Raw genomic sequence first — 15926 nt, forward strand, 5'->3', positions numbered from 1 at the left:
ATGCCACATTATAGCAAAAATTTAGCCTATTTCTGTAAACTTTGCTCTATGCCCTTATTTTGCATAAATAAAAAAATCCACCCTTGCCCTAACTCAAAGGTGGATTATTGATCAATAAGGAAAAAAGTACTAACCCAATATTATTTTACTAACATCATTTTCTTTGTTTCACTGAAATTATCTGTCTTCAATGTGTAGAAGTAAACGCCTGATGTTAAGTTCGCTGCATTAAAGTCGGCGCTGTAAGTACCGTTACCCAGTGTTTCGTTTACAAGCACTGAAACTTCTTTTCCTGTCATATCATAAACTTTTAAGGATACAAACCCTGATTTCACTACTGAAAAACTAATCTTCGTTGTCGGGTTGAAAGGATTCGGATAGTTCTGTGATAATTTATAAGCTGCAGGAACTTCTGATGAAATTGTTTTTATACCGATAACAAAATTCTGCGGGTCCCAGTTAGCCCATCCTGCTGTCCAGTCAGTTGTTCCGTCGAATGCGCCTACGTACGTAGTAGGTGTGAAAAATGAATTTGCAAGATTCGGATATGTAAAGTTCCCACCGGATAATGCAGCTGAACCTCCTGTAGGTCTGAAGTCAGGTGTTCCGCCATAGAATCCATAAGGATTTGCTAAACCTACATCTGTATTGTTTGTATAAGTTCTGTTGTTGTAGCCTGATGTCTGAACAAAAGTTACTGCACTTCCCATTACACCGCTTCCTCCGGCTGTATCAGCTATCACAGGACATCCTGCAATAATATTGCTTCTGAATTTTGATGTATCATTTTTCATGGCAGTCTGTACTCCTGTACCATCAAACAATGGTCCTTTCGGCCAGCCCATTATGATTGTATTATAAATGGAAGTCAAGTTGTTTCTTCTTAAGTGCGCACCGACTCCGAACAATGGATTTATTACTGTACTTAAAGTTTTCTTAGGACCAATCATAGTAACATTTGAATATGTAACCTGTGTTCTTGGAGAATTATAATTATTCGGCGAGTTTGCATTGTTATCACACTCAAACCCGTTTGATTTGCTCTGGTCAGCTATTGAACTGTCGCTTACAGCCAGCAAGAACTGACAATATCCTCTGTAGCCGTTATCTGTATCCCAGCAGTCATCAAGAGTTTTATAAGCAATCATGTGTTTAAGATTTACAGTACCGCCAAAACATTCAACTGCGTCATCACCTGCATAACTTATTTGGATGTAATCGATTGTTGTTCCTGAACCGACTCCGCCAAGAGTCAGTCCGTTAATTTCGTTTCCTGATACACCTGTTAAGTTGATGCCGCCGAATTCAAATCTGCAATATTTTAAAGTACCTGAGTTATCTGCATCGTTTCTTGGCTGTCCGCCATAATATGCTGGTGTCACTTCAGGCGGAAGACCTTCGATTAGATTGCTGTCTGCTCCGCTTACAGTATTAATTCCTGCTCTTCCTAAAATAATAAGTCCGCCCCAGTCACCCGTTGCTCTTTGTCCTGCAGGTTTATTTGAAGTAAAAATTATCGGCTGACTTACAGTTCCAACTGCATTTATCTGCGCGCCTCTTTGAATTATTAATGTTCCCTTTGTATTGAAATCACCTCTGATAATTGTGCCTGCGGGAATTGTCAGTGTTGTGTTTTTTTCCATATAGACAAAACCTTTAAGCAAATAAACTTTATTTGCAGAAAGTGTAATGCTGCTGTTGTAATGCCCGTCAACTAAAGTTGTTGAATCTACAGGCAATGCATAAGATAAGCTTTGTAAAGATAAAATAAGTAATAAGGTCAGAAATAATTTTTTCATTTTCAGAATTAATTTTAAAATTTATTTATCAAAAATCGTCATTCAATGTTTCGATGCTGTTACGTGCATGTTAATTAATTTTAAACTTTAAAATTTATATGATAAAGTTAATGATTGTGAGTTACCGGAGTTCACTCTCTTCACAACTTTATCTTCATCATTCACTCTCTGAATTAAAAGGTCATCCTTATTCAGCAAATCTTTGAAGGCAAGCTTAAGCTCAAATTTCTTAAAGAGTCTCTGTGTTACTGTAAGGTCAACCAAGTCTTTTCCTTTTTCTTTTATATCGTTAAATCCGTTGAGGCCAACTTCTGCAATTCTGTCTCCGAATTTATTATACATAAGATTTACACTGGTGCCCAGATCATAATTGTCATAGAACAATCCTACATTAACTGTATAAGGTGACTGCCCCTGCAAGGTTCTTTCCTGGCTTGTTGCAGTGGAGCCAAGCCCTGCTAAATTTACTTTTGAATCTATAAGTGATAAATTTACATTCATCGAAACGTAATTTAAAAGCTTGTGAATAAATCCTAAATTTTTCCTTACTTCAAACTCGACTCCATAATTTCTTGCCCCGTCAGTAGCATTCTGAAATGTTTTTATTCTGTTAGTTGAAGTGGAAAGAAATACTTCTTCTATGGGACTGTTCATGTGCTTATAAAACAAGCTCACTGCCATTATCTCGCCTGCTTGCGGGAACATCTCCAATCTTAAATCATAATTCTGATTCAGGCTTCTGTCCAAATCAGTTGAATTGCCTACTGTAGTAATTCCGGAAACAAAATCTGTATAGGAGAACGGAGCAATTTCTCTGAGCTCAGGACGCGAAACGGTTTGCGTTGCAGATGCTCTTAAGTTTGTAGTTTCATTAATGCTGTAAGATAAATTTATAGAAGGAAGGAAGTCATTGTTTTTATTTGATACAGAAATCGGCTGTGAAATTCTTCCGAGCGTAAATAAATTCTGCTGATCTGATTCAAATCTTAATCCTGTAATAATGCGCAATTTTTTCAGGGGTAATTCATACATTAAATATCCTGCATAAAGATTTTCAGTTGCAGAATAATTATCCGATTCTCTTGTCAGCTCAGAATAATAATAACCCGTGGGAGAAATATTTTCCGCTTTGAAAATTGTATCTATGCCTTCATAGTTTAATAAAAAAGATGCACCGCTGCTTAGAGCAGGAGCGAAATTTCTTGCATTAAAAAATCTTGTTGTGCCATTTGCAAGCGTTCCGAATTTTAATCGTGAATCAATTGACTTACCGATTTTTATAGGAAGCTCGAAATCTAAATTTATACCTCTTGCAATATCATATAGCTTAGAAAAAAATCTGCCTCCTGCAGGTGAGCTTGGAACGTTAGTAAGAATAGGTGCAAAAAAATCATCCGTAGTGCCAATGTCTCTCTGATATGTCATAGTTTTTATATCCGGCTGATTTCTTTTTGATTCTGAATAAGATGCGGTCCAGTTAAATTCCAGTCTTCCCAGGTCATGGAGATAGTGACTTCCGATTAACTGTGAAGAGAACAAATATCTTTCAGTGAAAGCTGTTGTATATAAATGGCGTTCGACGTTTTCTGGTATATAAAGCCCGCTATAGTATTCCGTTTGGTTTTCCGAGCTCTGGCTGTAAGTATTTTTTGAACTGATTTTATGATTTGTGCCAAGTTTATAGTTAAGATTCAAAATACCGCCGTCTAAAACTGTATATTCGGAAGAACGTCCTCCATAACTGCTGAGCGTTGTATTGTCTGTATTGTAATCATCTTTATCGATTGTCTTATTTGAAAATGAATTCTTGTATGTAAATGCCGCTAAATATCCCAAAGGATTGTTCAAAAATTTCATATTGTTTCCAATAGAAAATTGAAACCCTGCATTCAATGGCGCACTTGTTGTATTTTGAGTCCAGTTATTTCTCAATGATCTTCCAAATGACTGCAGTTCATCGGGAGTAAAATTCTGGCGGCTCATTGTCTGTACAGGAAAACTCGATGGTATACTTCTTCCGCCGTCATCGCTTCCCATATTAAAGAATAAAAATTTTGACTGCCCTGCATCGTAATTGTAAAAATCTTTTCCGGTTGTTTGGGAAGTGATTGAAGAGTTTACATTAAAACCATATGTAAAAGATTCAGGAAACTCCTTTGTGGTAATCTGCACAAGCCCGCCTGTGTAATTTCCCGGCTGGTCTGCAGTGAATGATTTTGAAATAATTATATTCTCGATGAGATTCGAGGGGAAGATATCAAACGAAAATGCCTTTTTGTCGGGTTCAGTGCTTGGGATCAACACGCCATTCAAAGTAGTATTATTATATCTGTCCGATGTACCTCTTACATAAACAAATTTATCTTTTACAATTGATACACCGATAACTCTTTTCAAAACATCTGATGCAGCTGCATCGGGAGCGCGTTTTATCTGCTGCTCACTGATACCATCTGAAATTTTATTTGAGTTTTTCTGCTGCTGCAATAAAGTGTTTTCATTTGCCATTGATGTAGTTGCTTCAACAACAATCTCTTCAGTTGAAACTCCCTCGGCATTCATAGTAGCATCAAGCTTAGTCACTTCTCCTTTTTTTACAACCACTCCTTTCACACTGTAAGTTTTATACCCTACATAAGAAAACTCTACTGTATAAGTACCGGCTTTTGAAAGCTGTACTGTATAGCTTCCGTCTAAATCTGTTTCCGCGCCTGATTTATCCTCCGTAACTTTTACAATTGCTCCTATAAGCGGCTGCGAGTTTGAAGCATCTAACACTTTACCTTTGATTTCCTGTGAAAATAATTTCGGGGTTATTAGAATTAAGAATGCTAAAGCAAATAAAATTTTTGACATTTTTTCAGATGATATTTAGTTTGTCTATAAAACTACCTTTCACCTGTCAAATGATTATTACCTTAATGTTAAGATTGTAAACGGAATGTTACGGAATTGTAAAGTAAGTTTATGAATTGTTAATTTTAGAACATCCCCTCCATTTTTTTGAAGGAGGGGATGCTGTAATAGGAGAAAAACCCGGCTGTTTTTTATTGAATGGTAAATGTTTTGACCGTTGCTTCCTGCCCTGCTGCTAATGTACCGGTAAAGTTTGTTGATGAACCATTCAGAATTACTCTAGCATTAAAATTTTTTGTTGCACCGGAATAATGAACAACTTTTACCGTATATGAACCCGCTGGCATTGTGCTTCTTAAACTATAAATATTTTCTATTGCATCACCAAGCGTTTGCTGCCAGTCTCTGTCCAGTGAAAAATCAGCAGTTGTTCTCGCTCCGTAATAAATATGAATATTGTTCGGACCATACAGATGTAAATCTAAATCAGTTGCTGCACTTGATGAATTGTTCCAGGTTAAAGTTGCCTGCAATACTCCTGAACCGTATGGCACTGTGGGAGTGGGCCATGCGCCTGAGCCTGTCGGTCTTCCAAGTACCCACGTACCTCCTGCAGGTAAAGTAAACGGTACATACGTAACAGCATCGTAAGTTGACCAGCCGATAAAATTCAGCGGATCAGAAACAGTTACTGTTGCAGGAACTGTATAAGTATAAACACGTGAATCTGAACCCTGGCAGATAGTCCTTGAAATCCAGAACTCAATTGTCCCCTGAGGAACTATTGCTTTTGTTTTTCCATTTGGGCAACCGAGAAATATAGGTCCCGAATAAACCTTACCTATATATCCTCCGACAAACTGAGCAAGCTGCTCAGGCTTTTCAAGCGCTGCGCTTTTAACTGTAAGAATGTAATTCGTCCAAGTATCTTCACGGTCAAAAACACATCCTCCCTGACGCGTATCTGACATTGCGTCTGTTACATTTTTTCTGGTAAGAACAAAGTATCCTAAGCGAAGAACATCAACGGCAACTCTTTTCCTTGCGGTATCTATTGCTGATACAGGGATAATTTTCCATGTCTGAGTATCGGGAGAGTAGTACATAACTTCAAGATTTTGCGGTGAAGATTGACTTGATGCCGGAAAGTAAATTGTAACAGGACCGCCGAAATTAAATGCTTCAGGACCTGCTTTTAAATATTTACCGATAACGCTGTTGCCCGTAATAGCAGGTATTCCTGTTTCAATCGATGTAGAAGTATTTAGTGAAAATGTAACGGTGCCGTCTCCACCTGTTGAAAGATTCGGAACATCGCCTTTATCAACTACCAATGAAAAATCATCATAATCAAGGCTTGCCTGCGAACTTGATGTGTAAGATGCAGTTGCTCCTTCTCCGCCTGTTGTAGGGGGAGTAACAGGGTCTTCGGTTTTTTCACATCCGAAAAAAAATACGGAATAAAATATTGCCAGTGTAACTGTAATAATGTATGCTTTTTTCATACAACCTCCTTAAGTTTTAAAATATTGTTGAATGATTCAGGACAATACCCTCTTCGCTTCAGTTAAAAATAATTTTGCGCAAGAGGGCATATATCCGCCTCTGTGAGTGAGGAAATTGATGAATTACTCTTCCCCCTGATTGAATATATTGGAATAGTAAAAATATTTTGATTGGTTCTTCTCACAGAGTTTTTTTAAATCTCCTCAAAACTATTGATAAGATGAAACTCAAGCAAAGAGAAATATTGAAATTTGTCACACAAAGTTTTATCAACAGAATAATTCCAATTGGATTTTTATTCCGTTTTTGATATTTTTTCTATAATTAAGATGTTAATTGTCCCACAAATTCAACTCAACAAAATGCCTGAATCAGAATCCAAATCTCCCAATTCATTTCAATCAGGAAACTTAATTCAGCTGTTAAAATCGTTTTCAAAAGAAGAAATGCGAGAGTTTGGCAAGTTTGTAAACTCACCGTTTCACAATAACAGAAGTGAAGTTATTCTTTTTTTTGATGAGGTGATGAAATTTTATCCGGGTTTTAATCAATCAGAGCTTTCAAAAGAAAATATATATTATTCATTGTATTTAAATAAAAAATATAAAGATGATGTGATGAGGCGGCTTTCAAGCAATCTGTTTAAGCTTGCAGAGGAATTCTGTGCTTATAATAATTTCAGAAAGGACACTTGGAGTTATGAAAAAAATCTGCTTGAATCATATTCGGCAAGAAACATCGATAAGCTTTTCTGGAAGCAGCATTCAAAGACGGAAACATACCTTGAAGAACAAACCCTTCGTGACTCGGAATACTATAGTAAACTCAGTGTTATAAACGAAATAGAAATGAAGTATATATTAAAGGATGACCCGACTTATAAAAAATCGGGTTATGAAAAAGAAATGAACAATTTATGGAAATATACGCTTTCCGCTTTGCTGCGTCTTCATGGATTTGCCGAATACGAAAAATATTTTTTTAATAAGAAATATGAAATTAAATTCGAGAAAGAACTTTTAAAAATTGCTGAGGAATCCGGTTATATGAATTCAGCGGCAATTGAAATTTATTATCTTATTTTAAAACTATACGGTGAAGATAAAAACGATGAAGTTTTTTTCAGACTAATGAATTTAATAGAGGAAAATTTTTTCAAGTTCGAAAAGTCTGAGTGTTTCAGCTTTTACGTTCATCTGATAAATTACTGCAACATAAATAAGCTTGCCAATGATAAAGAATATATCAGAATAAAATTTGAAATCGTAAAGAAAATGGTTGAGCGGGATTTAGTTGTTCAGAACGGAGTAATTGACCCCGGATGGTTCAGGGGGATTTTCTCAATGGCTTTCAATGCAGGTGAAATAAAATTTGCTGAAGATTTTATTGAGAAGCATAAAGAGCTGGTGACCGGCAGAGATAAAGAAAATATTGTAAAACATGTTTATGCTAATCTTGCTATATATAAAAAAGATTATAACAGTGCCCTTGAATATCTATCAACTTCAAGCTATCAGCACCTTAACGATAAATGGACGGTCAAACAAATGTATCTGACAATCTACTATGAAATGAATGATTTCGAACAATTCTCATATACTGCTGATAGTATAAAGCATTTAATAAAAGACGAAGGTTCATGGAATGAAAATCTTATTGTGCCGATCAGAAACTTTATTAACATTCTTACAAAGCTCTTCAGGATAAAGATAAATGAGAAAAAAATTCCTCTGGATGAAATCCGGAAAGAAGTGATGGATTCAAAAATAATTTCCCGAAAATGGCTTTTAGAGAAAATTGATGAGCTTGAAAGCAGATAAAAACAAATCCTCATCCCGTGTGGTGAGATGAGGATTTATTGCAGCCGGCTGTACAGCAGGTTTTTAAGTACAGCTGACGGAATAAATATTTATTACTTCCCCCTTTAAAACTTACTTAACCAATGTCATTTTCTTAGTTGCATTATATTCACCGGCTTCAATTCGATAGAAATAAATCCCGCTTGCAAAATTGCTTCCGTTAAATTCTACTGTATAATATCCGGCAGCTCTCTGCTCATTAACAAGTTCACTAGCGAGTTTTCCCGTTATATCGTAAACAGAGAGCTTTACATTCGAGCTGCGCGGAAGCTCGAAGTTAATTTTTGTTGCCGGATTAAAAGGATTAGGATAATTCTGAGATAAATTAAATTTCTTCGGCACTTCAATTTCAACTTCATTTGATAATTCATAATATTTGTAATTACCGTTGAAGTCTATTTGTTTTAATCTGTACTGGTATTTTCCCGAAGCAGCAATCTTATCTTCGTAAGAATAATTATGTGTTTCGTTTGAAGTTCCGTTACCGTTTACAAAAGAAATTTTCTTCCACTCATTGCTGCCCGAAGTTTTTCTTTCTACATCAAATCCGGAATTGTTCTGTTCGTTAACTGTTGACCATTCTAACTTTACATTGCTTCCGTTTACTTGTGAAGTGAAGGAAGATAATTCTACGGGAAGCAGAGAAGCGTCAGGTCCTAATGCAAGAGTAAGGTTAGAACTAAAAATGGGACCTGAGTTTATCAACTGAAAAGATGAATTGAAAAATCTGTATTGAAACTCCTGAGCTGATTCGCTTGTTCCTTTGATGCCCACAAGCATCGGATATATTGTATTATTATTATATTTAGAAACGAATGAGCTTCCTGTCTGGTCATAATTGTAAACAAAATCTATTTTAGAATTTTGTACCGGGTTTGAAGTGTATTGTAAAATTGTCTGAAAACTAACATAATCATTTGCATCTACAGAAGCATTATAACTTGGAACTTTGCTGAATGTAATAATTATCTCGTTTGAAGTAACTTTAATGCAAAGACTTCTTCCTGTAACATCAGCATCGCCAAAGTTAAAATCTTTCCACAATGGAAGTATTGCATTCAGCATATTATTTTGTGAAAGTCCATCTGTTGGAGGTTCAATGTTTACTCCCAACTGAGGGTCAAATGTTCCAAATGAAATTATTCCGTTAGTCCCAATGTAAATTGTTTGATAATTATTCCCGAAGAATCTAACCGCATTATTGCCTGTGAGAATATTTGTAAATCTGAACAATCCGTCGTCAAGATTACCGGCAATCAAAGATCCCAGCAATGAGCCGTTCAATATAATGTATGTGCTTCCTGTTGTATCTCTCCAATTATAAGTCGGTTTATTTGGAGACAAATTTGCTCCGGAAGTTGAGTTTGCAAAATAATATAGGTTACTGCCTGAGCTCATATTATTACCATAGTTTGGATTCTGAAATATGAAATCTCTGTATGGTGTAAAGAGACTATTATTTAACAGGCTCGAAACTTTTACTCTCCAGTAATATCTTGTTGAGTTTTGTAAGTTAGCCGGAGGAACCGGACTTGAAGTTAAACCAGGAGCTATAATTGTATAAACTATATTGGAAAAATTTGTATCGCTCGCAACCTGCAATGTATAAGTAAATGCATTTGGCACTGTTGTCCATTGCAGCACGGGAACATAAGGAATTACAGTTCCGGCTTCCGGTGAGGAAAGCGTTGGGGCAGTCATCGGTGTTCTTATCCATTCAGCGGACGAATATCCTGATGTAAAAATTATTTTTTTACCATATACTCTGAAGTAGTATAACTGGTCAGTGCTAAGACCTGTGCTTTGATAAGAAGTTACGTCTGCATTTACGGAGTCTATAATGCTCCAGTTGTTGCCGTCTGAACTACGTTCAATTATAAATTTTTCTTCATCAGATGAATTGTCAGTCCAGCTTAAATTTATTTGTGAAGTTGAGACAGGTACTAATGCAAGGTTCGATGGAGCATTTAAGTTAAATCCTCCGGATGTTGATTTATAAACATTTTGTGAAACTGCGTAAATTGTATTCGGACTAATGTAGGAAACTGCAGCAATATTACTACTGCCGGGAGGAGTTTGATTTATCCACGAAGTACCGTTATCTGTGGTTAAAGCAATACCACTAGCCCCGCTCAGCCATCCGATAGATGAATTAATAAAATTTGTTTTATCGTAACGGTAATTAAAAGGACCCGCAACAGAAGTCCAGTTTGTTCCTCCATTAGTTGTTCTAAGAAAAACGCCGGGATTTCCACCAACGGCTCTTCCTGTATTTGCATCCGAAAAATTTATCGAATAAAGGTCCTGTGTCGTTACCGGAGTTTGTGCAGTCCAGTTAACTCCACCGTTAGTTGTTTTAAAAATTCCCCCGTTATATCCGGCAGCCCATCCGGTATTTGCATTTATGAAACTAATGGCATTAAGTGTATGATTATATTGGTTATTGATCATTGTCCAGTTATTCCCGCTGTCAGTAGTCCTCCAAATACCGTTGCTGTTACTTACTACCCAGCCGGTAGAAGAATTAATAAAAGACATATCACAATAGTTACCAGCATCAGTAAGGGCTTTAGTCCAGTTATTGCCGCCGTTTGTAGTTTTCCAGAGATAGAAGCTGCCGGCAAATCCTGTATTAGCATCGATGAAATGAATATTAGTAATTACATTACTTTCAGGGTTTGGTAAGTTTATCCAGTTAATCCCACCGTTTGTAGTTTTAGCTATACCGCTGCCGCATATCCATCCGGTATTATCGTTAATGAAAGAAACATCATCTAAAAAAGTGCCTGTAGGATTATTTTGCTGCACCCATTGAGCCGAAGCCTGGTTAATACAGCAGACAAGAATAAGAAGAATTAAAGCTGATTTAAATTTTTTCGCGCTCATTTTTTTATTTTATTAAGTTTTTATAATTTTCAATTAAGGTGTTGACCTTCTTTTCAAGCAGAGGATATTTGGAAATTCCCGGTTCATTTTTTCTTATAATTATTTCTATCTCTGCAGCAGCATTTATAAGTATTACCATTTCGGAATTTAATTTATCAATGATTGTTTTTAAGACTCTTAATGTTTCTAATGCCTGATTTGCGCTCATTTTATTCTGAAGGTTGTTTTGTTAAAGTTGATTCAAAATTATGTTCAAAAAGTCTCACGCTCAAATAGAATTTTCTCAAAAGTCTCATAAAAGTTTTCTTGAAAATGTGCTTAAAACCTCATTTTTAAAGTAAAAAACAAGTTTTACGTTTTTACTTAGTCTTAGAAATCCTATATTAGTCTCAATATTTCAGAGGGCAATATTAATGCAGGACAGCAAACTTATAGAGATTTTGAAGGTCTTTTCACCAAAAGAATGGAAGGATTTTGAAAAATTTGTAAACTCACCGTATTTTTCGACAGGACGCGACGTAAGCGGTTTGTATTCTGTACTCAAAAAACACCATCCCGAATTTAATTCTGATAATCTAGATAAAGAAAAAGTTTTTGCAACGCTATATCCATCCGAACAGTACAATGAAAAGAAATTAAAGAATATAACATCGGATTTAACGGGGATGGCTGAGCAGTTTCTGGTAAGTGAAAGACTTTCTGCAGATGATAAACTATTTGATGAAACTCTAGCAAAGGTATATAAAGATAAAAAGAATGATAAACTTTTTTTGAAGACATTAAACTCGTTAGAAAAAAAACTATCCGGCGAAAAATTTAAGAGCGATTCAGGGTTTAAGGAAAATGAAATACTGGAAAGACTTTTTGAAGAGTATTATATCGGTAATCATAAGTTTGATAAGTCAGTTCCTAAACGTGTAAAATATACTGAGTATGTTACGCTCACATTCCTTGTAACTTTTTTACGTAAACAGCGGGATAAAATTATAATAAAGGATTATTATAATCTTGATATGACTAGCCCTCTGCTGGAAAGTGTATACGAGAGTATTGACTTTGAAAAAATGCTTAGGCTGCTGAAAGAAAAAAAATCCGAATGGCTGTGGCTTGTCGAGTTCTATTATTATATTCTAAAATCATTGCAGAATGTTGATGACAATTCAATGTTCGAAAAATTACAAAATTTATTTTATCAGAGCACAGAAAAATTTGACAGGAAAGAAAAATATTTCATATTTAATGATTTTATTGCCTGGATACACACTAAGGATTATAAATTTGATACTATATCTTCACAGGATGAATTTGATGTTTTCAAAAAAATGCTGGAACACGATGCATACTCTCCTTCCGAAAATGAATTTATGAGTGTATTATTATACCGCAACATTATGAATATGGCTGTTAGTCTGGGTGAGTTTGAATGGTTTGAAATTTTCATTTCAAAATATACTGAAAAACTGAAACCGGAATTCAGATATAATATGCAAAATCTTGCAAAGGCAAATTTATATTTTGAAAAAGGAAAATTTGAAGACGCACTCGGATGCTTAAGCAAAATCTCATACGACGTATTTATGTACAAAGTGGATATAAAAAACTTAATGCTGAGAATTTATTATGAACTGGATTTATATGAATCTGCATTTTCAATGATAAGTGCTTTCAAAAATTTTCTTACTGCAACAGATGAAATATCTGACATTTTTAAAACACAGCAGATGAACTTCATAAATTTTTATAATAAGCTTTTGAAAATGAAAGCAGATAATAAATCAACGGATGCGGGATTTATTTCCAAGGAAATAGAAAGAAAAGATTCAATTGCATCGAAGAGCTGGCTAATAGAAAAAGCGAAGGAGTTAAATAAAAAGAAGTAAGTTTTTTTTATTTTTTTTCTTATTCATAATTTTGTTAAGTTTAACAACTCCCCCTGCCTTAAATTTTCATAATTTAAATACTCCGGATGAAAACAAAAATATTTCTACTTCTTTTTTTCTTTTCCGCTTCATGTTTTTCACAAACATATCTTGATAAAGAATTTGATAGAATAACCGATTCGGTTTTATCTGTAAATCCTTTAATACCGGGTATGCTTGTATCATACGTTTGCGGTGATTTCAAATGGGAAAAAGCAAAAGGTTATGCAGACATTGATAAGAAAATCCCTATGAGACTTGATAACACTTACAGAATAGGCAGCGTCACAAAAACATTTACCATTTCTGTTCTGCTTCAGCTTGTTGATGAAGGAAAAGTATCTTTAGATGATAATATTTCGAGATTTTTCCCTGATATTCCCAATGGTGAAAATATTACAGTGAAAATGCTAGCAAATATGCGCTCGGGACTTTATAATTACTCTGAATCACAGCAGTTTGACGACACTTTAACTAACAGACCATCTAAAGTTTGGAGTGATGACGAACTGATACAGTTAGCTTTAAAATATCCGCCTTATTTTCCGCCTGACTCAAATTTTCACTATTCTAATACAAATACAATTCTCATAGGAAAAATTATAGAAAAGGTCACAGGAAATAAATGGCAGGACGAAATTAAAAAAAGAATCTTTGAACCCTTAGAATTAAAAAACACATGGACTGCAAACGGTCGGGATATGATCGGAGACTACTCTCACGGATATATGCAGATGGATTCAACTTCATCAAAACTTACCGATGTGACTTCTTACTACGATGTTTCATGGGCAAGTGCTGCCGGAGATATTATATCCGATATAAATGATATAAAAATTTATCTGAGAGCTCTGGGAACGGGGAAATTTTATTCGGAAAAAATGAGAGAGGCGAGAAAAGAATGGGCCATCACACATGGAAATTTAAAATATGGATTAGGAATGTTTTCTGTCTCGGGATTTCTGGGGCATAACGGAGGCATTCCCGGATTTACAAATTTTTCCGGATACAACCCTGAAAGCGACTGCTCTATTATCGTTGTGTATAACACTCAAAGACCCGGAGCAGATATGCCGGATGAATTAGCTAAAAGATTATTACAAGTAGCAGGATATTAATAAGATTTTAAAATGAAACCCTTCTGAAAATTATTCGGAAGGGTTTTTATTTTTAAATTTCCAGTCTTCGCAAATAATTTATTTGCCCCAAATGATAGTTGAGATGAGTGAGCAAATGAAGAAGCATGTGATCATGCTTTACAATCCTTTCATGTTTTTCCAGCGGATAATTTTTTTCAAAAATGTCCTCAGGTAAACTGCGAAGCGTACTCATAACAATTGCCGTAGTTTTTTCTAAATCTGAGAGAATTTTTTCTCTTGGAATATTACTTGATGAAAATTCTTTATCTCGCTCTCTTATATATCCTGAGTTTCCCAATGTTGCTCCGATGAAATGATTCAGATTTCCGTTAAGATGTAAAAATAAATTCCCTGTGCTGTTTTTTACATCACCCTTTATTTTCCATAAGTCTTCTTCATTCTTAAAAGCCACCAATTCATCTTTCAGTTTGTTTAAATCTCTTTCAAAAAATTCCACTAAAACTTCTTTAAGCATGTTTTATGTTTTAAGTTTATCAAAAATAAAAAGTAAACGTAAAACAAAAAAGGGGCTTCCACCCCTTTCAATTTTTAAATTAAATTATTTTATTAAAATCATTTTCTTTGTATCAATAAAACTTCTAGTTTCTATTCTATAATAGTATATACCACTGCAAAGATTTCCCCCATTAAATTCAGTTTCATACACTCCTGCTAATTGATTTTCGTTAACCAATATTTCTACTTCCTTCCCTGTTATATCCGATACCGTTAATTTTACAAAATCTGATTTTGTAATTTCATATCTGATTTTCGTTGACGGATTAAATGGATTCGGATAGTTCTGATGCAGAATAAACGATGACGGAATTTCAGATGAAATATTCTGCACTCCAATTATATCCGTGTAACTTCTACGCCAAACTGATTTGCCATATGTACCTGCAAAGATATAATTATTAGTTGTGAACAATTTGAATATTGGTGGTGTGTAGTTACCAAATCCTGTATTTTTCTTTATCCATGTTGTACCGTGATTAGTGCTCAGATAAATCCCTCCGTTTGTTCCTGCAAATAAATTTTCGCCGCTTACACAAAAGTTATATATTATTTTACTTCCCATGCCTGCAGTATCGTTGCTCCAGCTTATTCCATTGTTTGTGGTGTGAAATAATCCGCCCGCACCGGGATAACTTGAAGCAGCATAGAGATGTCCTCCGAGAGTTGCCATACAATCAATAACCTTATATGTCAATCCGATTGAAGTAAAATTATTCCCGTTATTGGTTGAAAGATAAACTCCATTGCCGCAGCCTGCATAAAGATAGTTTCCATTAACTGCCAGAGAGGTAACTGCACCATGATTTGTGAAACCTGTCGGTATCCAGGTATAGCCGTTATTTGCAGAACGGAAAATACCCACTGTATCAATTATGGAAGCTGCAAAAATATTGTTTCCTATAATTGTAAATTCTTCGACATTACGATTATTAATAGATGAAATAGTCCAGTTAGCGCCGCTGTTTTCACTGACCCAGGCACCGTAATCCGTTCCCGCTAAAAAATAACTCCCATACTGAATTATTGAATTCACGCATCTGTTATTCATCACGGTCTGAGTCCAGTTAGTACCGTTGTTTGTTGAACTGTAAATACCTGTGCCGACTCCGTTGAACCCTGAACCCATAAGAATTACAGTTCCGTTAGTTGCAAAAGATAATATACTTTGACTAGTGCTGATTCCGTTTGATATCTGTTCCCATTGTGCAGGTGATTGAGAAGTAAAAATAAGCAAGGAAATGAAATTGAACAGGGCAAAGAGAATAGGAATGAACTTCTTCATACATTTATGCCGCCTTTCCCCAAGCGCTCTATAAATAACTTATGTTATACTCATATGTAATGTAATTCAGAAATTCAGTATGCAATAATTGAATTATTTAACAGTAACAATTTTTCAAAACAAAAAAGGGGCTTTCGCCCCTTTCAATTATATAAATCAAA

At 35.2% G+C, this 15926-nt stretch carries 10 protein-coding genes; 3 read left to right on the forward strand and 7 right to left on the reverse strand.

Features of this window, described 5'->3' with window-relative positions; translation table 11 throughout:
• Positions 1-140: 140 nt before the first annotated feature.
• From JST55_05030 to JST55_05040, 3 genes are all read right to left on the reverse strand, one after another.
• Entirely contained in the window at positions 141-1799 is a 1659-nt protein-coding gene (locus tag JST55_05030; GenBank protein ID MBS1492846.1) for a T9SS type A sorting domain-containing protein, read from the reverse strand.
• Between the two features lie 87 nt (positions 1800-1886).
• Complete coding sequence (locus tag JST55_05035; GenBank protein ID MBS1492847.1) at positions 1887-4655, reverse strand: TonB-dependent receptor; 2769 nt, start codon at positions 4653-4655, stop codon at positions 1887-1889.
• Between the two features lie 191 nt (positions 4656-4846).
• Positions 4847-6160 carry a hypothetical protein gene (locus JST55_05040; protein ID MBS1492848.1) on the reverse strand — a complete coding sequence of 438 codons (1314 nt, stop codon included), beginning with the start codon at positions 6158-6160 and terminating at the stop codon, positions 4847-4849.
• A gap of 363 nt (positions 6161-6523) precedes the next feature.
• Between JST55_05040 and JST55_05045 the strand changes: the two genes are divergently transcribed.
• A complete protein-coding gene (locus tag JST55_05045; GenBank protein MBS1492849.1) occupies positions 6524-7981 on the forward strand; it encodes a hypothetical protein in 1458 nt (485 codons plus the stop codon).
• Positions 7982-8092: 111 nt separating this feature from the next.
• Here JST55_05045 and JST55_05050 read toward each other — a convergent pair whose 3' ends face one another.
• Entirely contained in the window at positions 8093-10906 is a 2814-nt protein-coding gene (locus JST55_05050) for a T9SS type A sorting domain-containing protein (GenBank protein MBS1492850.1), read from the reverse strand.
• Between the two features lie 4 nt (positions 10907-10910).
• Positions 10911-11114, reverse strand: coding sequence for a hypothetical protein (locus JST55_05055; GenBank protein MBS1492851.1), 204 nt, complete (start codon positions 11112-11114; stop codon positions 10911-10913).
• A 205-nt stretch (positions 11115-11319) separates the two neighbouring features.
• On the opposite strand from JST55_05055, the gene JST55_05060 reads away from it, so the two are divergent.
• Both JST55_05060 and JST55_05065 read left to right on the forward strand, forming a co-directional pair.
• Positions 11320-12786, forward strand: a complete 1467-nt coding sequence (locus JST55_05060) for a hypothetical protein (protein ID MBS1492852.1) — start codon at positions 11320-11322, stop codon at positions 12784-12786.
• A gap of 86 nt (positions 12787-12872) precedes the next feature.
• Entirely contained in the window at positions 12873-13943 is a 1071-nt protein-coding gene (locus tag JST55_05065) for a beta-lactamase family protein (GenBank protein MBS1492853.1), read from the forward strand.
• A 52-nt stretch (positions 13944-13995) separates the two neighbouring features.
• On the opposite strand, the gene JST55_05070 is transcribed toward JST55_05065, so the two are convergent.
• Positions 13996-14439 (reverse strand): DUF1572 family protein, encoded by a 444-nt coding sequence (locus JST55_05070; protein MBS1492854.1) that lies wholly within the window; start codon positions 14437-14439, stop codon positions 13996-13998.
• Between the two features lie 84 nt (positions 14440-14523).
• Positions 14524-15765: a T9SS type A sorting domain-containing protein gene (locus JST55_05075; protein MBS1492855.1), complete on the reverse strand. Its 1242-nt coding sequence runs from the start codon at positions 15763-15765 to the stop codon at positions 14524-14526.
• Positions 15766-15926: the final 161 nt, after the last annotated feature.

This window comes from Bacteroidota bacterium (assembly GCA_018266835.1).
GTDB lineage: Bacteria > Bacteroidota > Ignavibacteria > Tepidaquicellales > Tepidaquicellaceae > JAFDZO01.

What these genes read in the sequence shown, in the direction of transcription:
- JST55_05050 (MBS1492850.1), bottom strand. Translation starts at nt 10,906, where the DNA reads ATGAGCGCGAAAAAATTTAAATCAGCTTTAATTCTTCTTATTCTTGTC.
- JST55_05030 (MBS1492846.1), bottom strand. Translation starts at nt 1,799, where the DNA reads ATGAAAAAATTATTTCTGACCTTATTACTTATTTTATCTTTACAAAGC.
- JST55_05070 (MBS1492854.1), bottom strand. Translation starts at nt 14,439, where the DNA reads ATGCTTAAAGAAGTTTTAGTGGAATTTTTTGAAAGAGATTTAAACAAA.
- JST55_05055 (MBS1492851.1), bottom strand. Translation starts at nt 11,114, where the DNA reads ATGAGCGCAAATCAGGCATTAGAAACATTAAGAGTCTTAAAAACAATC.
- JST55_05045 (MBS1492849.1), top strand. Translation starts at nt 6,524, where the DNA reads ATGCCTGAATCAGAATCCAAATCTCCCAATTCATTTCAATCAGGAAAC.
- JST55_05065 (MBS1492853.1), top strand. Translation starts at nt 12,873, where the DNA reads ATGAAAACAAAAATATTTCTACTTCTTTTTTTCTTTTCCGCTTCATGT.
- JST55_05060 (MBS1492852.1), top strand. Translation starts at nt 11,320, where the DNA reads ATGCAGGACAGCAAACTTATAGAGATTTTGAAGGTCTTTTCACCAAAA.
- JST55_05075 (MBS1492855.1), bottom strand. Translation starts at nt 15,765, where the DNA reads ATGAAGAAGTTCATTCCTATTCTCTTTGCCCTGTTCAATTTCATTTCC.
- JST55_05035 (MBS1492847.1), bottom strand. Translation starts at nt 4,655, where the DNA reads ATGTCAAAAATTTTATTTGCTTTAGCATTCTTAATTCTAATAACCCCG.
- JST55_05040 (MBS1492848.1), bottom strand. Translation starts at nt 6,160, where the DNA reads ATGAAAAAAGCATACATTATTACAGTTACACTGGCAATATTTTATTCC.